26 protein-coding genes and 7 tRNA genes are annotated in these 21,341 nt (G+C 41.3%); 28 read left to right on the top strand and 5 right to left on the bottom strand.

Going from position 1 to position 21,341, the window contains the following annotated elements; translation table 11 throughout:
• Positions 1 to 22 precede the first annotated feature (22 nt).
• Both ACTNDS_RS05095 and ACTNDS_RS05090 read left to right on the top strand, forming a co-directional pair.
• The gene (locus ACTNDS_RS05095) at positions 23 to 1,627 is read left to right on the top strand and encodes a xylulokinase (RefSeq protein WP_441034146.1); all 1,605 of its coding nucleotides are present in this window, start codon (positions 23 to 25) and stop codon (positions 1,625 to 1,627) included.
• A gap of 251 nt (positions 1,628 to 1,878) precedes the next feature.
• Positions 1,879 to 3,855 (top strand): diguanylate cyclase, encoded by a 1,977-nt coding sequence (locus ACTNDS_RS05090; protein ID WP_441034144.1) that lies wholly within the window; start codon positions 1,879 to 1,881, stop codon positions 3,853 to 3,855.
• 55 nt (positions 3,856 to 3,910) lie between these two features.
• On the opposite strand, the gene ACTNDS_RS05085 is transcribed toward ACTNDS_RS05090, so the two are convergent.
• Positions 3,911 to 4,114 carry a hypothetical protein gene (locus ACTNDS_RS05085; RefSeq protein WP_441034142.1) on the bottom strand — a complete coding sequence of 68 codons (204 nt, stop codon included), beginning with the start codon at positions 4,112 to 4,114 and terminating at the stop codon, positions 3,911 to 3,913.
• 324 nt (positions 4,115 to 4,438) lie between these two features.
• Between ACTNDS_RS05085 and ACTNDS_RS05080 the strand changes: the two genes are divergently transcribed.
• The 14 genes from ACTNDS_RS05080 (at position 4,439) to ACTNDS_RS05015 (ending at position 9,528) form a co-directional block, all read left to right on the top strand.
• Positions 4,439 to 4,750 (top strand): rhodanese-like domain-containing protein, encoded by a 312-nt coding sequence (locus tag ACTNDS_RS05080; protein ID WP_173743657.1) that lies wholly within the window; start codon positions 4,439 to 4,441, stop codon positions 4,748 to 4,750.
• 86 nt (positions 4,751 to 4,836) lie between these two features.
• A complete protein-coding gene (yfcE, locus tag ACTNDS_RS05075) occupies positions 4,837 to 5,379 on the top strand; it encodes a phosphodiesterase (RefSeq protein WP_441034140.1) in 543 nt (180 codons plus the stop codon).
• A 38-nt stretch (positions 5,380 to 5,417) separates the two neighbouring features.
• The gene (locus ACTNDS_RS05070; RefSeq protein WP_441034138.1) at positions 5,418 to 6,566 is read left to right on the top strand and encodes a THUMP domain-containing class I SAM-dependent RNA methyltransferase; all 1,149 of its coding nucleotides are present in this window, start codon (positions 5,418 to 5,420) and stop codon (positions 6,564 to 6,566) included.
• Positions 6,567 to 6,599: 33 nt separating this feature from the next.
• Complete coding sequence (locus ACTNDS_RS05065) at positions 6,600 to 7,184, top strand: XTP/dITP diphosphatase (protein ID WP_019160654.1); 585 nt, start codon at positions 6,600 to 6,602, stop codon at positions 7,182 to 7,184.
• 28 nt (positions 7,185 to 7,212) lie between these two features.
• Positions 7,213 to 7,692, top strand: coding sequence for a metallophosphoesterase family protein (locus ACTNDS_RS05060; protein WP_019160655.1), 480 nt, complete (start codon positions 7,213 to 7,215; stop codon positions 7,690 to 7,692).
• A 317-nt stretch (positions 7,693 to 8,009) separates the two neighbouring features.
• Positions 8,010 to 8,084: transfer RNA gene (locus tag ACTNDS_RS05055), tRNA-Pro, on the top strand.
• A gap of 36 nt (positions 8,085 to 8,120) precedes the next feature.
• Positions 8,121 to 8,191, top strand: a tRNA-Gly gene (locus tag ACTNDS_RS05050).
• Between the two features lie 22 nt (positions 8,192 to 8,213).
• Positions 8,214 to 8,287, top strand: a tRNA-Arg gene (locus tag ACTNDS_RS05045).
• Between the two features lie 5 nt (positions 8,288 to 8,292).
• Positions 8,293 to 8,366: transfer RNA gene (locus tag ACTNDS_RS05040), tRNA-His, on the top strand.
• Between the two features lie 9 nt (positions 8,367 to 8,375).
• Positions 8,376 to 8,447 (top strand) — tRNA-Gln (locus tag ACTNDS_RS05035).
• A 10-nt stretch (positions 8,448 to 8,457) separates the two neighbouring features.
• Positions 8,458 to 8,530: transfer RNA gene (locus ACTNDS_RS05030), tRNA-Lys, on the top strand.
• A gap of 48 nt (positions 8,531 to 8,578) precedes the next feature.
• Positions 8,579 to 8,659 (top strand) — tRNA-Leu (locus ACTNDS_RS05025).
• A gap of 153 nt (positions 8,660 to 8,812) precedes the next feature.
• Entirely contained in the window at positions 8,813 to 8,944 is a 132-nt protein-coding gene (locus ACTNDS_RS05020; protein ID WP_441034136.1) for a hypothetical protein, read from the top strand.
• On the top strand, positions 8,914 to 9,528 hold the full coding sequence (locus tag ACTNDS_RS05015; RefSeq protein ID WP_441034134.1) for an NUDIX hydrolase: 615 nt from the start codon (positions 8,914 to 8,916) through the stop codon (positions 9,526 to 9,528). Before ACTNDS_RS05020 ends, ACTNDS_RS05015 begins: the two co-directional genes overlap by 31 nt.
• 150 nt (positions 9,529 to 9,678) lie before the next feature.
• On the opposite strand, the gene ACTNDS_RS05010 is transcribed toward ACTNDS_RS05015, so the two are convergent.
• Positions 9,679 to 11,019, bottom strand: a complete 1,341-nt coding sequence (locus ACTNDS_RS05010; protein ID WP_441034132.1) for an MATE family efflux transporter — start codon at positions 11,017 to 11,019, stop codon at positions 9,679 to 9,681.
• Between the two features lie 274 nt (positions 11,020 to 11,293).
• Between ACTNDS_RS05010 and ACTNDS_RS05005 the strand changes: the two genes are divergently transcribed.
• The 10 genes from ACTNDS_RS05005 to ACTNDS_RS04960 all read left to right on the top strand — a co-directional run bounded on the left by ACTNDS_RS05005 (position 11,294) and on the right by ACTNDS_RS04960 (position 18,430).
• Positions 11,294 to 12,613 carry an MATE family efflux transporter gene (locus tag ACTNDS_RS05005; RefSeq protein ID WP_441034130.1) on the top strand — a complete coding sequence of 440 codons (1,320 nt, stop codon included), beginning with the start codon at positions 11,294 to 11,296 and terminating at the stop codon, positions 12,611 to 12,613.
• Between the two features lie 89 nt (positions 12,614 to 12,702).
• Entirely contained in the window at positions 12,703 to 13,521 is an 819-nt protein-coding gene (locus ACTNDS_RS05000) for a TrmH family RNA methyltransferase (RefSeq protein ID WP_441034128.1), read from the top strand.
• 25 nt (positions 13,522 to 13,546) lie between these two features.
• Entirely contained in the window at positions 13,547 to 13,690 is a 144-nt protein-coding gene (locus ACTNDS_RS04995; protein ID WP_441034126.1) for a hypothetical protein, read from the top strand.
• A gap of 90 nt (positions 13,691 to 13,780) precedes the next feature.
• Entirely contained in the window at positions 13,781 to 14,242 is a 462-nt protein-coding gene (locus ACTNDS_RS04990) for a hypothetical protein (RefSeq protein ID WP_441034124.1), read from the top strand.
• Positions 14,243 to 14,401: 159 nt separating this feature from the next.
• Positions 14,402 to 14,839, top strand: coding sequence for a PPC domain-containing DNA-binding protein (locus ACTNDS_RS04985; RefSeq protein WP_022379989.1), 438 nt, complete (start codon positions 14,402 to 14,404; stop codon positions 14,837 to 14,839).
• Between the two features lie 114 nt (positions 14,840 to 14,953).
• Positions 14,954 to 15,445: a GNAT family N-acetyltransferase gene (locus tag ACTNDS_RS04980; protein WP_173696594.1), complete on the top strand. Its 492-nt coding sequence runs from the start codon at positions 14,954 to 14,956 to the stop codon at positions 15,443 to 15,445.
• 281 nt (positions 15,446 to 15,726) lie between these two features.
• Positions 15,727 to 16,320 (top strand): hypothetical protein, encoded by a 594-nt coding sequence (locus tag ACTNDS_RS04975; protein WP_441034121.1) that lies wholly within the window; start codon positions 15,727 to 15,729, stop codon positions 16,318 to 16,320.
• A gap of 149 nt (positions 16,321 to 16,469) precedes the next feature.
• Positions 16,470 to 17,054: a biotin transporter BioY gene (locus ACTNDS_RS04970; RefSeq protein WP_022381192.1), complete on the top strand. Its 585-nt coding sequence runs from the start codon at positions 16,470 to 16,472 to the stop codon at positions 17,052 to 17,054.
• The gene (locus ACTNDS_RS04965) at positions 17,038 to 17,421 is read left to right on the top strand and encodes a CHY zinc finger protein (protein ID WP_441034119.1); all 384 of its coding nucleotides are present in this window, start codon (positions 17,038 to 17,040) and stop codon (positions 17,419 to 17,421) included. Before ACTNDS_RS04970 ends, ACTNDS_RS04965 begins: the two co-directional genes overlap by 17 nt.
• 226 nt (positions 17,422 to 17,647) lie before the next feature.
• Positions 17,648 to 18,430, top strand: a complete 783-nt coding sequence (locus ACTNDS_RS04960) for a ZIP family metal transporter (RefSeq protein WP_441034117.1) — start codon at positions 17,648 to 17,650, stop codon at positions 18,428 to 18,430.
• A gap of 19 nt (positions 18,431 to 18,449) precedes the next feature.
• On the opposite strand, the gene ACTNDS_RS04955 is transcribed toward ACTNDS_RS04960, so the two are convergent.
• Positions 18,450 to 18,773, bottom strand: a complete 324-nt coding sequence (locus ACTNDS_RS04955; RefSeq protein ID WP_433845066.1) for a hypothetical protein — start codon at positions 18,771 to 18,773, stop codon at positions 18,450 to 18,452.
• 194 nt (positions 18,774 to 18,967) lie between these two features.
• Between ACTNDS_RS04955 and ACTNDS_RS04950 the strand changes: the two genes are divergently transcribed.
• Both ACTNDS_RS04950 and ACTNDS_RS04945 read left to right on the top strand, forming a co-directional pair.
• Positions 18,968 to 19,726 (top strand): hypothetical protein, encoded by a 759-nt coding sequence (locus tag ACTNDS_RS04950; protein WP_441034114.1) that lies wholly within the window; start codon positions 18,968 to 18,970, stop codon positions 19,724 to 19,726.
• A gap of 2 nt (positions 19,727 to 19,728) precedes the next feature.
• Positions 19,729 to 20,328 carry an NAD(P)H-dependent oxidoreductase gene (locus ACTNDS_RS04945; protein ID WP_441034112.1) on the top strand — a complete coding sequence of 200 codons (600 nt, stop codon included), beginning with the start codon at positions 19,729 to 19,731 and terminating at the stop codon, positions 20,326 to 20,328.
• A 97-nt stretch (positions 20,329 to 20,425) separates the two neighbouring features.
• On the opposite strand, the gene ACTNDS_RS04940 is transcribed toward ACTNDS_RS04945, so the two are convergent.
• Both ACTNDS_RS04940 and ACTNDS_RS04935 read right to left on the bottom strand, forming a co-directional pair.
• Positions 20,426 to 20,866 carry a DMT family transporter gene (locus tag ACTNDS_RS04940; protein ID WP_441034110.1) on the bottom strand — a complete coding sequence of 147 codons (441 nt, stop codon included), beginning with the start codon at positions 20,864 to 20,866 and terminating at the stop codon, positions 20,426 to 20,428.
• A gap of 13 nt (positions 20,867 to 20,879) precedes the next feature.
• Positions 20,880 to 21,302, bottom strand: coding sequence for a DMT family transporter (locus tag ACTNDS_RS04935; protein WP_173744113.1), 423 nt, complete (start codon positions 21,300 to 21,302; stop codon positions 20,880 to 20,882).
• Between the last annotated feature and the right edge of the window lie 39 nt (positions 21,303 to 21,341).

Here is a 21,341-nt window from a genome sequence, read left to right as displayed (position 1 = left end):
AGAAACAGGGAGGTACATAAAAATGGGAGCAGCAGAAGCAAAAGCAGCGATTCTCGCTAACAAAACAGCACTTGGTATTGAATTTGGTTCTACCAGGATCAAAGCAGTACTTGTAGATGATAAAAATCAGCCGATCGCATCCGGCGGTCATGAATGGGAAAATCGTTATGAAAACGGTGTCTGGACATATAGCCTTGATGATATCTGGACAGGTATCCAGGATTGTTATCAGGATATGGCAAAGGATGTAAAAGCAAAATATGACGTAGAACTGGAATCTGTAGGTGCATTTGGTGTCAGCGCCATGATGCATGGATATATGCCTTTCAATAAAGAGGGAGAACTTCTTGTACCATTCCGTACATGGAGAAACAATATTACAGGGGAAGCCAGCGAGAAACTGATGGAACTGTTCAACTACAACATCCCTCAGAGATGGAGTATCGCACATCTGTATCAGGCAATCCTTAACGGTGAAGAACATGTGAAAGATATTGACTATATTACAACTCTGGAAGCTTATGTTCACTGGAAACTGACAGGAAAGAAAGTTCTGGGTATCGGCGATGCAGCAGGTATGTTCCCCATTGATACCACAAAGGCTGATTACAATCAGGAGATGGTTGATAAATTTGATGAACTGGTAGCCCCTTATGGATTTTCATGGAAGCTTCGCGATATTATGCCGAAAGCACTTGTTGCAGGTGAAGATGCCGGTGTTCTGACAGAAGAAGGTGCAAAACTTCTTGACGTAACAGGAAAACTGAAAGCCGGAATCCCGATGTGTCCTCCGGAAGGTGATGCAGGAACAGGTATGGTTGCCACAAACAGTGTAGCAGTCCGTACAGGTAATGTTTCAGCAGGAACTTCTGTATTTGCCATGATTGTTCTGGAAAAAGAACTCTCCAGACCTTATAAAGAAATTGATATGGTTACCACTCCGTCCGGACACCTGGTAGCTATGGCACATTCCAACAACTGTACTTCTGACCTGAATGCATGGGTAAATGTGTTCAAAGAATTTGCAGAAGCTATGGGCATGGAAGTAGATATGAACAAACTGTTCGGAACCCTTTATAATAAAGCACTGGAAGGAGATCCAGACTGTGGAGGACTTCTATCCTACTGCTATTTCTCAGGTGAGCATATGACAGGCTTTGAAGAGGGACGCCCCTTATTTGTACGTTCTCCTGAAAGCAAATTTAACCTTGCAAACTTTATGAGAAATAATCTGTATACATGCCTTGGTGCCATGAGAGTAGGCCTGAACCTTCTGTTTGAGAAAGAAAACGTAAAGGTAGACCGTCTCCTTGGTCATGGCGGATTATTTAAGACAAAAGGCGTTGGACAGCAGATTCTGGCAGACGCTGTAAATGCACCGGTATCTGTAATGTCTACAGCAGGTGAAGGTGGAGCCTGGGGAATTGCCCTTCTTGCATCCTATCTTGTAAATAAAGAAGAAGGTGAAACTCTGGAAGCATTCCTTGATAATAAGGTATTTGCAGACCAGGAAAGCAGTACTCTGGATCCGAAACCAGAAGGTGTAGCAGGATTTAATTCCTTTATGGAAAGATATATGAAGGGACTTGCGATTGAAAAAGCAGCAGTGGATTCCAAAATCTGGTAAATGATAAAATAATAAAACAAAAAACGTTTTGTACGTGAAATGAGTACCGACCTCCGGAAATCAGATCTGAAAATCTAATGACCGGAAGGCCGGTACTTTTTATGATTGTTCGAAAATATAGAGCTTCTTTTGCGAATATTTATGAAACTAAGAAAAAAATTATTCTTATTGTGCTGCGTAATAGGTAAGTGATATAATAATACAAGTTTATATCACAGAAAAAAGCTGGTGTTCGTGAGAGGCTGGGAATAATGATCGAGTGGAAACAAATAACAATGCAGGAAGCAGAGAATAAAATGGAAGTGCTCCGGGAGATTTTTGATATAGTCCGTCTTCTGAAGGGCAGTGATCTGCAGGCTGCCGGAATGGAAAGTAAGCTTCCAGGAAAAAAATATCTTTGTCAGTGTTATGCTTTCTGGAATAAAAATAAAAGATGTGATAATTGTATTTCTCTTAAAGCACTGGATGAAAAGAAACAGACATCCAAGATTGAATTTCTTGATTCCGACATGTACCAGGTGTTTGCAAAGTATTTGGAAATAGATGGTGAGCCTTATGTAATGGAAATGTTGAAAAAGCTGGATGAGAATACACTGACTGATAAAGAAGGGTACGAAAAGCTGGCAGGAAAACTGACTGTATATAGTGAAAAGCTGTATAAGGATGTGCTGACCGGGGCATATAATCGCAGATATTTTGAGGAAAAAGTCAAGGATATGTCTGTGAATGCCGGAATTGCGGTTATTGATCTGGATGATTTCAAATTATGCAATGACACTTATGGTCATGATGGAGGAGATCTGGTACTGACAACCGTAGTGAAGGTGATTCGGCATTATATCCGCCGCACGGATATTCTGGTGCGTTATGGAGGAGATGAATTTTTGTTGATCCTGCCTGGAATTGAGAAGGAGGTTTTTTCTCAGAAGCTTCGCATGATCCAGGAGAAGATTCATGAGACGCATATCCCCGGCTTTAATCGTCTGATCCTTTCAGTGAGCATTGGTGGAGCTATGTTTACCCACGGCAGGATGGAGGAAGCAATCACCAAAGCAGACAGACTTATGTATATGGCCAAGGGGCATAAAAATACAGTAGTGACCCGTTGGGATCTGAAGCAAAATACAGATGAGATGGAAAAAAGAAATCTGCCTCAGCTTCTGGTCGTTGATGATTCTGAAATGAACCGCGAGATACTCAAGGAAATTCTGGGAAAAGAATACCGGATCCTGGAAGCCTGTGATGGAAATGAGGCCCTGGAGATGCTGGAGCAGTATGGAACTGAAATCTCATTGGTTCTGCTGGACATTATTATGCCCAAAATGGATGGATTTGAAGTACTTGCCTATATGAACAGAGATAAATGGATCGAGGATATACCGGTGATTATGATTTCCAGTGAAGGATCGGAGAGCTATATCCGTCGTGCCTATGAACTGGGGGCTTCAGATTACATAAGCAGACCATTTGATACCAAGGTGGTATATCAGCGGGTTATCAATATGATCAAGCTTTATGCCAAGCAAAGGCGTCTGATCCATCTGGTAACAGATCAGATTTATGAAAAAGAGAAAAATAACCGTATGATGACCGGGATTCTCAGCCAGATTGTAGAGTTTCGAAATGGTGAAAGCGGGCTTCATGTGCTTCATATCAATATTCTGACTCAGCTTTTGCTGGAGAAACTGATGCGGAAATCAGAGAATTATAATCTTTCCTGGTCTCAGCAGTATATGATTGCCACAGCTTCTGCGCTTCATGATATCGGTAAGATCGGAATTGATGAAAAAATTCTGAATAAATCCGGAAAGCTTACAAAGGAAGAATTTGAAATTATGAAACAGCACACGCTCATAGGTGCCCAGATGCTGGATAGTCTGGAAATGTATCATGATGAAGAGATGATGAAATATGCCTATGAAATCTGTCGCTGGCACCATGAACGTTATGATGGAAAAGGATATCCGGATGGCTTGAAAGGAGAAGAAATCCCCATATCTGCCCAGGTGGTATCACTGGCAGATGTGTATGATGCCCTGGTAAGCGACCGGGTATATAAGAAAGCATATTCTCATGAAAAGGCAATGGAGATGATCTTAAATGGAGAATGCGGAGTGTTTAATCCGATTCTTCTGGAATGTCTGGTGGAAATTCAGGATAAAGTACGCAAGGAACTGGGTATCAAAAGTGTGAATGAATGTCTGGAATATCTGGAAGAGAAAGCCTGATAAAAATCCCCCTGAAGGGTCGCGGAAAGACTTCAGGGGGATTTTTGAGCAGATTTTAGTATCTGGAGGTTTCTTCGGATTTGTAAGACTGGGAGTCCTTATGATTCATTTTATTACTGTTTTTGCTGTTATGACAGTTTGATTCGCTGTTGTTAGTGTGGTCAGAGGACTGGTTTGTTCTGCTTTCGGAACTGTATTTACTGGAAGTGCCCTCATAATTTTTGCTGTTTTTGGTTGTAGAATCGTAATTTTTTGCCATTTTAATTCCTCCTAATGTGGTTTATTAACCGGAATTGAGTATTTTTTATAAAAATCCCGGTGTTTCTGAATGACAATTGTTATTATTCCAAAAACCTCAGGGAATATTCATTAAAATATGTTGATTTTTTCAACAAGCTATATTATAATCGTACTTGTAAAAAGAATTTACCCTTCAAAAATTTTTTTTACATAACCCCTTATTTAATTATTTATACTCCCCTTGAACACCCCGGTAGCTCCCCTACCGGGGTGTTCTCTATGTAATAGGCTGGTTTCTCAATTCTGAAACTATGCATATACTATAAATAAAAAGGAGTCAGCTATGTTTCCTCTGGAAACTATTTCTGCAAAAATGCTGGATTATTATGTGGATCGGAAGGATTCACTGATCATAGATCTCAGAGATGAGAAAGAATATGCAGAAGGTCATGTAAAAGGGGCAGTGAATATACCATACGGAAAATTCGATGAATATAGAAAATTACCTGAAAAAAAGGTTCTGGTACTTTATTGTGACAGAGGTGGGGCAAGTCTTATGTTAGCCAGACAACTGGCAAAAAAAGGCTATATGACCAGGTCTGTGATCGGAGGTTTTCGGGCTTATCGGGGAAGAAATCTTGTAATTTCTTCCTGACCATGGTAATGTAATGAATTAGAAAGAAAAAGGTAACTGTGAAAGAATTAAACAGTAACAACGAAACAAAGAGGAGAAATGAAATTATGAAATATATGTTTGCATCAGATGTTCATGGATCTGCATATTACTGCAGAAAGATGCTGGATGCTTATAGAGAGGAAAAGGCAGAACGCCTGGTTTTGCTGGGCGATCTGCTTTACCATGGACCAAGAAATGATCTTCCGAAAGATTATGCACCTAAGGAAGTGATCTCTATGTTGAATGCTTTGAAAAGAGAAATATACGCAGTTCGAGGAAATTGTGAAGCAGAGGTAGATCAGATGGTGCTGCAGTTTCCGGTGATGGCGGATTACTGTATTCTCAATCTGGATGGCAGAACTTTTTATGCTACACATGGGCATATTTATAATGAAAATAATTTGCCCCCTGTTCAGGATGGGGATATCCTGATTCATGGACACACCCATGTCCTCCGTGCTGAGCAAAAGGAAGGATATATATTGTTAAATCCGGGATCTGTGTCTATTCCTAAGGAGGGAAATCCACCTACTTATGGGATTTATGAAAACGGAGTATTTTTAATCAGAGATTTTGAAGGCAATATTGTAAAGCAAATAAATTTATAATCATACTGACAGATATATGAAAAATGAAAGGATAAAGAATGGATAAATTTGAACTGATCGCACCCTGCCATTTTGGGATGGAGGCTGTGCTGAAGCGGGAAATTCTTGATCTTGGTTATGAGATCACCAAAGTGGAAGATGGTAAGGTGACTTTTCAGGCAGATGCCCAGGGAATTGCAGATGCAAATATGTTTCTGCGTTCTACGGAGAGAATCCTGTTGAAGGTGGCGGAGGTAAAAGCGCAGACCTTTGACGAGCTGTTTGAGAAAACCAAGACTCTGCCCTGGGAAAATTATATTCCCAGAGATGGTAAATTCTGGGTGGCAAAAGCGAATTCTGTAAAAAGTAAGCTGTTTAGTCCCTCAGATATCCAGTCTATTATGAAAAAGGCGATTGTGGAACGTCTGAAGGGGGTATATAAGGTATCCTGGTTTGAGGAGGAAGGAGCCAGTTTTCCCATCCGTGTAGCCTTTATGAAGGATGTAGCGACCATTGGTATTGATACCTCGGGCATTTCCCTTCACAAGAGAGGTTACCGGAAAATGACAGTGAAAGCGCCTATTACAGAAACGTTGGCGTCTGCTTTGATCATGCTGACACCGTGGAACAAAGACAGAATTCTGGTAGATCCTTTCTGTGGAAGCGGTACTTTTCCAATAGAGGCTGCAATGATCGCTGCAGATATTGCACCTGGTATGCATCGTTCATTTCTGGCCGAGGACTGGAAGCATCTGGTTCCAAGAAAGTGCTGGTATGATGCGCTGGAAGAGGCTCAGGACAGAGTAAATCTTAACATTGAAACAGATATTCAGGGATATGATATTGATCCGGAAGCTCTAAAGGCTGCCAGAGCTAATGCCCAAATGGCAGGAGTAGACAAGCTGATTCATTTTCAGCAGCGTCCGGTGAAAGAACTTCGACATCCGAAGCCCTATGGTTTTATTATCACGAACCCACCCTATGGTGAACGTCTGGAGGAAAAGGAAAATCTGTCCCGGCTTTATCGGGAGATCGGGGAGAGCTATCAGCGTCTGGATAAGTGGTCTATGTATCTGATCACATCTTATGATAAAGCAGAAAATGATATTGGCAGGAAGGCAGATAAAAACAGAAAGATTTATAATGGTATGTTGAAAACCTATTATTATCAGTTTCTGGGTCCACGTCCGCCGAAAAAGAAGAACTAAACATGAAAACGCAATAGATGAGGGTATCAGAAAATGAAAAAAATAATTTTTGCAACAGGAAATCAGAATAAGATGAAGGAAATCCGGGAAATTCTGGCAGATATGGATGTGGAGGTTGTTTCCATGAAAGAAGCGGGAATCCATGCAGATATTGTAGAAGATGGAAATTCCTTTGAAGAAAATGCAGAGATCAAAGCGAAAACAATCTGTGAAATGACAGGTGAGATTACGCTGGCAGACGATTCAGGCCTGGAAATTGATTATTTGAATAAGGAACCGGGAATCTATTCTGCCCGTTATATGGGAGAAGATACTTCCTACCGTATCAAAAATGGAAATCTGATCCAGCGTCTGGAAGGAGTACCGGACGAAAAGCGTACTGCAAGATTTGTCTGTGCAGTTGCGGCAGCATTTCCGGACGGAACTGTGAAAACAGTAAGAGAGACAATGGAAGGCCGTATCGGGTACGAAGAAAAGGGAGAGAATGGTTTTGGATATGATCCTATATTTTATCTGCCGGAATATGGATGTACCTCTGCAGAACTTTCTATGGAGGAAAAAAATAAGATCAGTCACAGGGGGAAAGCCCTTCGTGCGATCAGGGACGTATTAAAATAAGACATTCACAAAATAAAGGAAGATGCAGATGAAAATATTGATCGTCAGTGATACTCATGGAAGGGACGAGAACCTGGAAAAAGCTGTATACAGGGAGGAACCCTTTGATTACCTGATTCATTGTGGAGATGTGGAAGGCCGCGAGATTTTTATTGAAGCTCTTGTGGACTGCCCCTGCTGTATTGTATCAGGAAATAATGATTTCTTTTCGGACCTTCCAAGGGAAGAAATTATTGATCTTGCAGGAAAAAAGATTCTGGTGACCCATGGACATACTTATGGGGTTTCAGGCGGAACAGATGGCATTGTAGAAGCTGCCAGAGCCAGAGGCTGTGAGGCAGTGCTGTTTGGACATACACATTATCCGGAAATTGAGATGCAGGAGGGAATCCTGGTGATTAATCCGGGCAGCCTGACCTTTCCCAGACAGAGAGGGCGTAAATTCAGTTATGCTGTGATGGAGGCAGAAGAGGGGAAGGATCTGCAGGCAGAAATCCGGTATCTGTAAAAATAGATTTATTTTGATCAAATGTAGCAAATAAATCAAACAATATATTTTGCTTAAAAAATTTATAATCAAAATAGAAAAAGAAGAAAATATAGAAAAAATATAGAAAAAATATAGAAAAAAAGGCGGGATTGGGATTAACCGGGAAAGTCTGCAAACCCTTGATTTTACTGGGTTTTCATCCTGCCTTATACCTTTGAAAATTTAATTTTTAAAAAAAATTGTAAAAATTGAAAAAAAGGTGTTGACATTTGACACTGATTAACATATAATATGTCTTGCGTCGGACAACGAAGCAAAAATAAATAAAGAAACAGCGGGGTGTGGCTCAGTTTGGCTAGAGCGCCTGGTTTGGGACCAGGAGGCCGCAGGTTCGAATCCTGTCACCCCGACTGCTGTAAACAACAACATTACCGTTTCAGCGAAATGCGGGTGTAGTTCAATGGTAGAACACTAGCCTTCCAAGCTAGATACGTGGGTTCGATTCCCATCACCCGCTTCTCTGTATGTAACAGGGAGATGTGTCTGTAGCTCAGCTGGATAGAGCAACGGCCTTCTAAGCCGTGGGTCGGGGGTTCGAATCCCTTCAGGCACGCTGTGGTGGGTATAGCGCAGTTGGTTAGCGCGCCAGATTGTGGCTCTGGAGGCCCAGGGTTCGAATCCCTGTATCCACCCTTTGCCTTTGGGCTATCGCCAAGCGGTAAGGCACAGCACTTTGACTGCTGCATTCGCTGGTTCGAATCCAGCTAGCCCAGTCTTTTATATGGAGCATTAGCTCAGTCGGTAGAGCACTTGACTTTTAATCAAGTTGTCCGGGGTTCGAATCCCCGATGCTTCATTAAACAAGCGGAAATCTTTTATAAGGTTTCCGCTGTTTTTATAACAGGCGGATATGGCGGAATTGGCAGACGCGCTGGTTTTAGGTACCAGTGGGCATCCCGTGCAGGTTCAAGTCCTGTTATCCGCATAAAAGAGTATCTTTCCATATGAACGGAAGGATACTCTTTTGTTATATGCGAGTAAAAAAATAATTGCAGAAATTATCTGACAGGCTTAAAAAAGATAGGATAATATGGTAAGATAAGGAAAAGTATAAACATCAAAATGTGAGGTTTATGAAATGAATGATACTGGTATCCGGCAGGAAGTTATTGAGGAAATCAGAAAATTAGCAGTAATTAATCCACAGATAATATTAAAAAACGAAAGGAAGTATCCATTATGGGACAGATACACAATATCGAGAAACTGACAGACTGTAAATTTTTGAATTTGTATCATTTAAATGCAACAAGCATCCACAACACTCCTGTGTCATATTTCGTGGCATCACGTGCGAAAACTATTAACGAATTAAAGATAAAAACAGGTAAAAACACTCCTGATGGCGTGATCATTTACAGTCTTTACGGAGAAAAAAAAGACAGAGTTGTATTGGTACGTCAGTACAGATACGCAATCGGCGGATATATCTACGAATTTCCGGCAGGTCTGGTAGAACCAAACGAAGAATTTCATGAGGGTGCGGTAAGAGAAATGTACGAGGAAACAGGATTGAAATTCACACCTCTGAAAGTAGATCCTGCATTTGAGAAACCTTATTTCACAACGGTTGGCATGACAGATGAATCCTGCGCAACTGTTTACGGTTACGCGGAAGGCGAGATCAGTAAAGCGGCACAGGAGGATTCCGAAGAAATCGAAGTTGTGCTTGCTGACAGAGAAGAAGTAAAGAGGATTCTGCGTGAGGAAAATGTAGCGATCATGTGTGCATATCAGCTTATGCATTTCCTTCAGGATGAAGAACCTTTTGCATTTTTAAGGGAAGAACTTTAACAAGGCCTAAAGAAGGTTACGAAAAAGGTTTTATTACTGAAGAAGAAATCCGTCTTAGCGCAAGAAGAATCCTGAACGCTATCCTAAGAATCGACTGATCAAAAAACAGGCACATATACCGGATATCCGGGACTATGTGCCTGTTTTGTTTTAATGATATTTATGCATCCGTACATAATAGCTGATGCATAAGATCACAGTGGCTCCGCTCCATGCTGCAATCTCTGCAAAGAAAATACCGTCTTGTCCGATGAAATAGGGAAGGATCAGTGCAGCACTGATACGCATGACAAATTCAGCCATACCACTTACCATAGGCATTAAGGTATCTCCCAGCCCCTGAAGTGCAGATCTGTACACGTACAGGAAGTACAAAACCCAAAGCATGGCAGCCATAATAGAAAGGTATTTAAAAGCAATTGCCAGTACCTGCTGTGTCTGCTGCGGTTCACCTGAGATGAAAAGTGAGAGAATATTTTTTCCAAATAAAAACATGGCAGCAGAAATGATCAGTGAGGTAAGCAGGGAAAGCATCATACTGCTGCGGACGCCTTTTCTGATCCTGTCAATCTTTCTGGCTCCCAGATTCTGACCCACATAGGTAACGATGGCATATCCATAGGAAATAGCAGCCATTTCCAGCAGACCATAAAGCTTGTTTGTAGCTGTAAATCCTGCTACAAAAAGGAAACCGTAGCCATTGATCACATACTGGACTACCAGACCGCCCACACCGATGATGATATTCTGAAATACAACAGGAATACCAAGCTTCATCAGGCGGGCATTCATACCGGAGGCAGGCATAAAATCTGCTCTGGTCAGATGAACGATATCAATTCTGCGTAAAATCAGGAAACAGTAAACAGCGGAGAAGCTCTGTGCAATCACAGTTGCGATTGCTGCTCCTGCCACACCCCATCTGAAGCCTGCCACAAAAAGGATGTCCAGTGAGACATTCAGCACAGATGCGATGATCATTGCAGTCAGCGGTGTTTTACTGTTTCCCATAGCCCTTAGGGCAGAGCCAAACATATTATAGGCTGCTGTGGCGGGGATTCCGCAGAAAATGATGCGCAGATATAACAGAGACATTCCGATAATATTGGAAGGTGTATGCAGCCCTGTTAATACCAGCGAAGCAAATGACTGGCTGAGAATCAATACTCCGGCTGCGATGAATGCGGTCAGTCGGTAACTATGAGCCAGAGATTTACGCAGATTTTCGAAATCCTTTGCCCCATAATATTGGGAGAGTTGAATAGAAAATCCCTGAGTGAGTCCTGTGGATATTCCTGTGACAACCCACATCAGAAAGTCAACAGCACCCAGTGCGGCAAGAGCCTCCACACCTGCAGCCTGGCCAACAACCATGGTATCCACCATTGTATAAAGCTGCTGACAGATATTTCCCAGCATCAGGGGAATTGCAAAAAGAATGATCAACCGTCCCGGTGAACCGGAGGTCATATCCTGAATCTTGGTTTTCATTAGTATAAAAGTTCCTTTCCGGAGCATATTTGAAAAAGTTTAGAAATGATTATTCGAATATGCCCTGATATTTTTTACATTGATAATTTTATATTATTAACGTGAAAAATGAAATATAATATTTCATCAGAATGATATAAATTTATCGATACCTGCTATAATCAGCATGTTGCTGAAATTATTATGCATAGCTGCCTGAGAGGAGTTTTTGATTGCTATTTCTTAAAATACAGATATAATAGAAAGCAAGCCTTTACGGAAGGAGAAAAGAATTATGCTGAAAAGATTTACTAAATATGTAACCCAGAGTGTTGCCGGAATGATCGGGATTTCTGTTTATGTTCTGGCAGATACTTTCTTTATCTCTGTATATTCCGGTGCTGATGGGCTGGCAATCCTGAACCTGATCCTGCCGGTTTATGGGCTAATCTATGCGATTGGGGCTATGATTGGGATTGGTTCCGCTACCAGGTATGCCATAAGCAGGGCAAAAGGAGAAAATACAGATCATTATTTCGTACAGTCAGTAACTTGGAGCATACTGGCTGCAGTTCCATTTATGCTGATCGGAATCTTCATTCCAGACAAGGCATTGGCTTTGCTGGGGGCAGATGCCGGATTGATCGGACTTGGACGAAACTACATGAGAATTATTCTGATTGCAACACCATTCTTCATGTCAAACTATACATGTACTGCATTTGCCAGAAACGATGGAGCGCCTTCTATTGCAATGATCGGTTCCATCAGCGGAAGTATTTTTAACATTGTATTTGATTACATATTCATGTTCCCTGTCGGCCTGGGATTTTCCGGAGCAGGACTGGCTACTGCAATCTGTCCGATCGTAACAATGAGTGTCTGTACCATACACTACAGAAGCAGCAGAAACCATGTAGAATTCCATTGGAAAAAACCGTCATTCAGGCACCTGATTTCCTGCTGTCAGCTGGGAGTTTCCGCATTTGTCGGTGAACTGTCTTCCGGTGTGATCGCTATTGTATTTAACTTCCTGATCTTGGGAATCGCAGGAAATGTAGGTGTAGCAGCCTATGGAGTTGTGGCAAACCTTTCTATCGTGGCATTTGCAATTTTCAACGGTCTGGCCCAGGGAGCACAGCCTCTGATCAGTGAAAGCTACGGAAAAGGTCAGCCCACTCAGGTAAAAAAACTTCTGAAATGGAGCCTGCTCGTATGCCTTGCAGTAGAAGCACTGATCCAATTGATCATCTGGACAGCAACTGACCCGCTGATTAGCATTTTTAACAGTGAAAACAATGTTCAGTTGTTGAATTATGCACATACAGGACTGCGTCTGTATTTCCTTGGATTTATAGTGGCAGGAATCAATATTGTACTGGTGGCATATTTCTCAGCAGTAGATGAACCGAAAATCGCGATTGTGGGATCATTCCTGAGAGGAATTGTTGCTATTGTTATCTGCGCAGTTATACTTGCGAAATTATTTGGATTAAATGGAATCTGGATCTCTCTTCTTGCAGCGGAGACGGTTACGTTTCTGACGATTCTGTTTCTGGCATATAAAGACAGAAGAAAAAGAATCAAACGTTACTGTTCACTCCGTTCACAGTAACAATCGAACAACACTGTTGAAAAGGAATTCTTGTATAAACCTCCAAACTGATGTAAGATAAGATTACTCAGTTTGGAGGTTTTATTTTTATGTTTAACGAAATAAAAGATTTCGCTGCGCCGGAACTGGATGTATATGCCAGAACATCTGAAGTGCAGCTTTTACGATACTATGAACCGGAACCGGGAATTTTCATTGCGGAAAGTCCGAAAGTAATTGAACGTGCCCTGAATGCAGGATATCAGCCAATCTCTTTCCTGGTGGAGCATAAAGATCTGGAAGGAGAGGCACAGGAAATCCTGAAACAATATCCGGATGTGCCGGTTTATACCGCGGAATATGAACTTCTGGTCAAGCTGACCGGATTTGCCCTTACACGCGGAATGCTATGTGCAATGCGCAGAAATCCACTGCCATCTGTAGAGGAAATCTGCAGAAATGCCAGCCGCATAGCAGTTCTTGAAAATGTTGTAAATCCTACAAATATTGGAGCTATTTTCCGTTCAGCGGCAGCTCTCCATATGGATGCAGTACTTCTGACCAGCGGATGCAGTGACCCGCTTTACCGACGTGCAGCCAGAGTCAGCATGGGAACTGTATTCCAGATTCCCTGGACATATTTTGATAAAAAAACTGTATGGCCACAGGATGGGATGCAGAGTCTGCAAAATCTGGGATTCAAAACAGCTGCAATGGCTCTGCGTGACGATTCTGTAGGAATTGATGACAAAGCACTTCGTTCAGAAGAAAAACTGGCAGTCATTCTCGGAACTGAAGGTGACGGCCTTGCATCACAGACCATCGTAGACTGCGATTATACAGTAAAGATACCAATGTCCCACGGAGTAGATTCATTGAATGTGGCAGCAGCAAGTGCAGTGGCATTCTGGGAGCTGGGACACAGATAAGATATAACTCAGGAGGAAATGAAAAATGTCTTTGGAAAAAGCAGAAAAATATCTGGAAGAGAAAGGCTTTCTTGACCATGTGATCGAACTGGAAGCATCCACTGCCACAGTAACAGAGGCAGCAGAGGCAAACGGATGGGTGGATGTGTGTAAAGAAACAGAAAACTGATCGTTCATGGTAACACCCATGCATTACATTTATATGAAAGAATCGGTTTTACCAGACTTGGCGTGATTCCCCAGGGATTCAGAATGCCGGATGACATTATGGACAAATACAAAGAACTTGTTTTTTCTTCACTCATCTTTATCTTCATTGAACATAGTGAATATAAAAGGTGGAAAATTAATGAAAACAGTAAAAACTCCTGCGGGGATATTTACGATCAACAAAGTGAAAATTCCCTCAGCATACACATGTGCAGCAGAACAGAAAATAGAATATATCAGTGAAAATCATGTGCAGATTATCACTATGAATCAGGCAGTATCATTTGGAGATCAGATATTGTCCCCGAGAATCTGTCAAAGCTGTATGAATCCTGAAAAAATTACAATTTATCCACTGGAAATAGAATACTTTGGGGAAAAAGTGTTTTTTACGGATCACTATAGTGTAAAAGAATGGAAAAAAGGCGATCCATTACCGGAAATCCATGAATGGTATCCGCACATAAAAAAAGCCAGATGTAACCCGTGCAGGAACTGTGGAAGATGTTAAAATTGCACACTTGTTACTGTTTACTCCGTTCACAGTAACGTACACTTCTTTAAATGACAGAAACAGAATGATAGGGATTGTTATCAACAGGAAACAGGAATATAATATTTCTGTTAAGCAATATTTATCCAAAAGCAATAACTTAAATGGAGATAAAAAATGGATTACAGAAAATTCGGCGAATGCTATTACATAAGAATGGATCGTAATGACGAGATCATCAGTACAATCCTCGAAATATGTAAAAAAGAAAATATCAGATCAGCCACTTTTTCAGGGATCGGAGGATGCAAGGATGCAGAAATTCAGACCTTTATCCCAGAGACAGGCAGCTTCGAAGAACAGCGCATTTCCGGAATGCTTGAGTTGGTATCTTTAAACGGTAACGTGGTCACAGGTGAAAATAATACTTGTTACCATCATACCCATGCAGTATTTTCTTATAAAGATGGTGAACGACATTGCATGGCAGCAGGTCATATGAAATCAATTACTGTACTGTATACTGCAGAAATCGAACTTCATCCGGTAACAGGCGGAACTATCCGCCGCAAATATGATCCTGAAACAGGGACTGGATTCTGGGATTTTAATTGAATCAAGTAAGTCCCATGTTTCAATTGCGAAAAGCAATAAGCAGTGGGTAGATGTGTGTAAAGAAACAGAAAACTGGTAGTTAACGGTATGATATGGAAAATGGAGGACAGAAGAATGGGTATTGTAATCAGAGAATATCAGACAGAAGACGTAACAGCAGCTATTACAATATGGAATCAGGTGGTAGAGGATGGTGTAGCATTCCCACAGGAAGAAAACCTGACAGAAGAAACAGGAGATGCTTTTTTCAAAGAACAGACTTATACAGGAATCGCAGTAAACACTGACAACAATGAAATTGTCGGTCTCTATATCCTGCACCCGAACAATGTAGGAAGATGCGGACATATCTGTAATGCCAGCTATGCAGTAAGAAGAGATTTCCGTGGTGAACACATTGGCGAGAAACTGGTTCTTGACTGCCTCGCACAGGCGAAAGTAAAAGGCTTCCGTATTATGCAGTTCAATGCAGTGGTTGCAAATAACACCCATGCATTACATTTATATGAAAGAATAGGTTTTACCAGACTTGGCGTAATTCCCCAGGGATTCAGAATGCCGGATGGACATTATGAAGATATTATTCCGCATTATTATGTGCTGTAGAGAATAAAAATATACTGTAGAAAAATTTTGAAGCCGTTTTCAGGATATGGAAAAGGAACAGTTTATTGAGAGTGTACAGAATTTAACACGAGTTCTGTATACTTTTTTTATTAAAAAATGAAACTTTTTGCTCTTTGACAGGATATATAAGAATGTAAAGGTTAAAAGCTTTTAATTTTGAAAGTATTAAAAAGAAAGTAGGGTTGATATGACAGATGAAGCAGAGCTTTTGCAACGTCTCAGGAACAGAGAAAAAAATTCAATAGATGAAGCAAACGACTATGAGATCAAAAAAGAAAATATTACCTTTGTTGATAGCTGCAACACTTACAATTGGAGTTACTGCTGTGGCAGCAACAGGAAAGATTTCAATGTGGACAGGTTCGTCAGCATCACGTGCTGATTATACATCTCTTCCAACGGTAGAACAGGTTACAAAGGATATTGGGTATAGACCGATATTGATTGATACCTTTGAGAACGGGTACTGCTTTAAAAAGGGTAATATTATAAAAAACAGTTTTAAGGATGACAATGCAAATGTAATTGAAAAGTTTAAATCGGTGTCCTTTGATTACCAGAAGAATGGAGATGTTGTATCGTTTGAACAGCAGAAATATAACTCAAAACTTATTCCGTCAGGTGATATTATTGCCACTGTAAATGGAATAAATCTGTATTATGTACATTATATAAATAAAGTGGTATCGGATGATTACGAATTAACAGAACAGGATAAAAAAGACCAGGCCAGTGGAAAAGTTGTATTCAGTTACGATGACAGCGCTTCTCAGATTGAATTCAGTCCGGTTCACCATCTTTTTGTAACTGTTGTGGAAATACCTGTATTGCAGTTGATGTATAATATGTTATAATTTACAGATAGTGGTGAAATAGCAACACTATATACGACTTAACAAAAATGTAAACCAAATACAGAGAAACAGGTTGACAATCCTCCCCGCTTATGATATAAAAAGAAAGTCAAAATCAATCATCAACAGGGAAAGAGGAGAGTCTTATTATGAGTCAGTCATATGCAAAAAGCCCTGCTGCAGAGAGGAAATTTACAACCAGAGAAATGGTACTGGTTGGTATGTTTGCAGCAGTTCTTGCAGTAATATCACAGATTTCACTGCCAATGCCTACCGGTGTACCGATTACTATTCAGGTATTTGGCGTAGCGCTTGTAGGAGCAGTACTTGGTTCCAGACTTGGAACTACAGCAACACTGGTTTACGTTCTGTTGGGAGCCATCGGTCTTCCGATCTTTGCTAACTTCTCAGGTGGAATCAGCAGCATTGTAGGAGTTACCGGAGGATACATCTGGGCATGGCCGATCATGACCTGGCTCTGCGGAATCCGTCCGAAAACAGAGAACAAGACAAAAAACCTTGCAATTTCAATCGGGTTTGCACTGATCGGACTTCTGATCGTTGAGACAATCGGTGGTCTGCAGTGGCACTTTGTAGGAGGCTCCATGAGCATCCCGGCAATTGCAGTATACTCCTTAACAGCATTTATTCCAAAGGATATTGTGATCACAGTTCTTGCAGTTCTGATCGCAATTCCTATCAGAAAAGGAATCAACAATGCAGGAAACCGCTGATAACAGTAACAGGATAAAGAATAGCCTGCCGAAAGATACTCGGGGAAAGCAGGAAAACATAAAGATCCATGGAATCGGGCTTGATAAGGCAGGACGGTGTACACACTATCACACACAGCTTGACATAGCTGCATTGCTCTGTGCAAAATGCAGAAAATATTACGCATGTTATTCCTGCCACGATGAACTGGAAGATCATCCATTTGTTGCAACAACACCGGAAGAAGCTTATCCTGTTTTATGCGGAAATTGTGGCAGGAAACTTACACTTCAGGAATACAAAAAAGGCAGCTGCCCTTACTGCCACGCAGGATTTAATCCAAAATGCAGTTTACATGAGAATATTTATTTCTGTTGCACTATGTAACGTGTTTTGAAAAACATTCCCGCAATCTGCACGTCTCACTTTGTAGTATATTTTGCAGAAAGTCTTTTCAAACACAATCTAATGCAGAGAATACAAAATAACAAAAAATTTTGTATCCTCTTTTTATTTTGCGAAAAATTTGTTATACTTACATGAGTTAGCATAAGCTAAACAAAAAAACATATTTCTTAAATATGAATATAGATAAAACAGGAGGAATAAATCAATGGATATAAATGTATTCTATGGAATTCTGATTCCTTTTCTTGGAACCTCTGCAGGAGCTGCCTGCGTATTTTTCATGAAGAAGAATCTGAATGAACAGATCCAAAGGGCACTTACCGGCTTTGCAGCAGGAGTTATGGTTGCGGCTTCCATATGGAGTCTGCTGATCCCGGCAATTGAACAGTCTTCCGGACTGGGGAAGCTTTCATTTGTACCGGCAGCAGTGGGATTTTGGATAGGGGTGCTTTTTTTGCTCTTGCTGGATCACATGATCCCGCATCTTCACCAGAACAGTAACAAGGCAGAAGGTCCGAAGAGCAAACTTCAGAGAACTACCATGCTGGTTATTGCAGTAACTCTGCATAACATTCCGGAGGGAATGGCAGTAGGAGTTGTATACGCAGGTTATTTGACAGGTCACGCCCAGATTACTATCATGGGAGCTATGGCCCTTTCTATCGGGATTGCTATTCAAAACTTCCCTGAGGGAGCTATTATCTCCATGCCCCTGCGTTCTGAAGGGATGGGAAAGACCAAAGCCTTTGCAGGTGGAGTCCTGTCCGGGATTGCAGAACCTATCGGTGCAGTCCTCACAATCCTGGCTGCCGGCTTCATTGTCCCGGCACTTCCATATCTTTTAAGCTTCGCTGCCGGAGCTATGCTCTATGTAGTGGTAGAAGAGCTCATACCTGAAATGTCTGTCGGAGAACACTCCAACATAGGAACTCTTTTCTTCGCAGTAGGATTCTCTCTGATGATGATTCTGGATGTAGCGCTTGGATAAAAAACAGCTGTCCGATTTATTACCGGGCAGCTGTCTTGGCGTTGAGAGATATTTGGGAAACAGTGGGAACCTGTGAGGGGGCAGAGTCAGTTGAATGACGTGGTTCTGTCCGGTACAGATATAAAATACCGCCAAAGAAACCAAAGATCAATCCTGTATACCCGCCGCTGCAAAGGACAACAGTTACCTTTGTAACAAAGGACATACCGCCGATCATGCAGATCAAAAAGCCTGTCAGAAGACCGATAGTTGTCCAGCTTATAAGTGAAACAGCCAGAAAAGTTGCAGCAGCATGTGAGTTTTTTACCTGTTTATTAATAGAATTCCATAATGTCTGATACATAATGATTCCTCTTTTCTTTTTTTCATTTTATGTACTTTATTATAAAAATGGTTTGTAAAATACACATGCGCGTTAATGAAAAATTTGTGTAAAATTTGCAGGATCATATAAATCCTGTGGCTTGTGTGAAAAAATGATTCGTGATAAGATAAGGGCAATAAATCTGATTAACGATCTGGCAAGGAGAAGACTATATGGATATAAATAAATTTCAGGAAAAACTGGCAGAAATCTGTAAGCTCGGTGAGGAAAGTGGTAAGGCGCTGAAGCTGGAGCAGATAAAGGAATGCTTTGGAGATATGGATCTTGACAAATCACAGCTAATCAAAATTCTTCAGTACCTGAAGCTTCAGGGGATTTCCATTGAGGGTGCAGAAGCCCTTCAGAAACCTGCAGATTCGGAAACACCGGGAACAGAGGAAATGCAAAAAAAGGTAGCGCTTACTGCAGAGGAAGAAGAATATTTGAGGGAATACCTGGAAAATCTGGAAGAACAGAAAAAGGTTCTGCGCAGTACAGAAGAGCTTTTCGGGCTGTTGAATCAGGGAGATGCTCTGGCAGCAGCAGAGCTTTCTCAGAAATATCTGCCCAGAGCAGCACAGATGGCAGCGGAATTGAATTGTGAGGAGATTTTCCTGGCAGATCTGATCCAGGAAGCGAATGTCAGTCTGCTTATGGCTCTGGACGAGGAGAATGACCACAAGGATGAAAAATGGCTTCTGGGAAGAATCCGCGCAGGAATCCTTCGGGCCATTGAGGAGCAGACACAGAAGAAATTCGAAGATGATTATCTGGTGGCAAAAGTAGAAAAGCTGGAAGCGGCAGTGCGGGAACTGACAGAAGATGATGAGGATGAAAAATCTAAATTCAGTGTGGAGGAACTGGCGATAATCCTGGATATGGATGTGGAAGAAATCCGGGATGTATTAAGACTGACAGGAGATGATAAATAATTATGGAAAAAACGATTCTTGTAATTGATGCCTGTGTCAGACAGGAGGAATCCAGAACCAGAAAATTACTTACGACTGCCCTGGATACTATGAAGGTGCAGCATCCGGACTGGAAGTTTGAGGTGCTGGATCTGAACAAAATGGATTTAAAATATTGGACAACGGATACCTTAAAGGCCAGGGATGAGCTTTTGATGAAAGGGGATTATACAGCTCCTGTATTTCGGTATGGAAATCAGTTCCGGGAAGCAGATGGAATTGTTGTGGCAGCGCCGTTCTGGGATCTGAGTATACCGGCAGTGCTGAAGGTTTACATTGAAAATATTTCGGCAGATGGTATTACCTTTAAGTGCGATGAATCCGGTATGCATGGAATCTGTAAGGGCCAGTGGATGCTGTTCCTTACTACCCGTGGAGGTATATGGGCAGATAGCCATATGGAGCTTGGAAGCAGATATATGGAAGCTTTATGCCAGTTTTTTGGGATTGATCAGTATAATTGTGTGTATGCAGACGGAATTGATGTCCAGGAATTGGATGGCGAGAAGATTCTGGAGGCAGCGATAGAAGAGACTGTGCATATCAGCAGAATGCTGAACTAACATCATAAAATGAATAAAAAAGATTTTCACATGGAAAGAAAATAAGAGTAAAGTACTCCTTTGCCATGCGAAAATCTTTTTTTGTCAGGAAAGAGAATTACTTTTCAGGCATATGGGAAATTTTGTTATCCCAGATGATTCCGGCAGCTACCAGAAGGATTCCCAGAAGCTTCTTCAGATTAATATTATGGAACATAAAGGCGTCAAACAAAATTCCGGCAGTAAGCTGTCCTGTCAGTAAAAGAATGGTGGATTCCATAACTTTCAGATGAGAGAGTGTGATCATGGAAATAATAAATGCCACGATCCCGAAGGCTCCGCCCAGATAGGCCCACCAGGGAGCCTGGCTAAAAGAATATAGGTTAATAGAAAATTTTGAGGATATTGTCAGTAAAACAAAGGATAAGACTGAAGCCACCACATAGTTCACCAGAGAACCATTGTTGGTTCCAAGATATTTTGTACACCGATAATTGATCATTTTGGAAATAACGGTGGCACATCCGTTTACGAATGCGAGAGTTAATATAAATGCCATGATTAATGTCCTTTCATGAAAGAGTGATAATGATCAGCCCTGCAAGGATCAGTGCAAAGCAGGGTAAACGTTTCAGGTTAAAAGGAATTCTGGGTACACCGAACCATCCGAAATGATCGATCACTGCAGAAATCACCAATTGACCGGTTACAGAAAGACAGGTTACCACCGAGACACCCAAAACACCGATACAGTAACTGGAAGTGACAACCAGAAAAATTCCAAAAAAACCGGCAGAATAGAGATACCAGGGCATTCCGCTGATTTTCAGTTTCTCATGAACAAATAGTTTCATATACAGAATAAGTAAAATTCCGCCTACTGCATGAACCACAAGGCTCATGCCAAACATTCCCACATAATCGGTGAGCATGCGGTTCAGGCTGCCCATGGCAGACTGACAGGCACCGGCCAGAAGGGTAAACAAAGCGTACATAAAAATTCCTCCTCAAATTGTTATCACACAACATTATAC

It is taken from the genome of Blautia sp. HCP3S3_C12 (genome assembly GCF_052064155.1).
In the GTDB taxonomy this organism is placed as follows: domain Bacteria; phylum Bacillota; class Clostridia; order Lachnospirales; family Lachnospiraceae; genus Blautia_A.
Note: the sequence above shows the minus strand (reverse complement) of the source record. Positions and strands in the feature narration are given on the sequence as shown.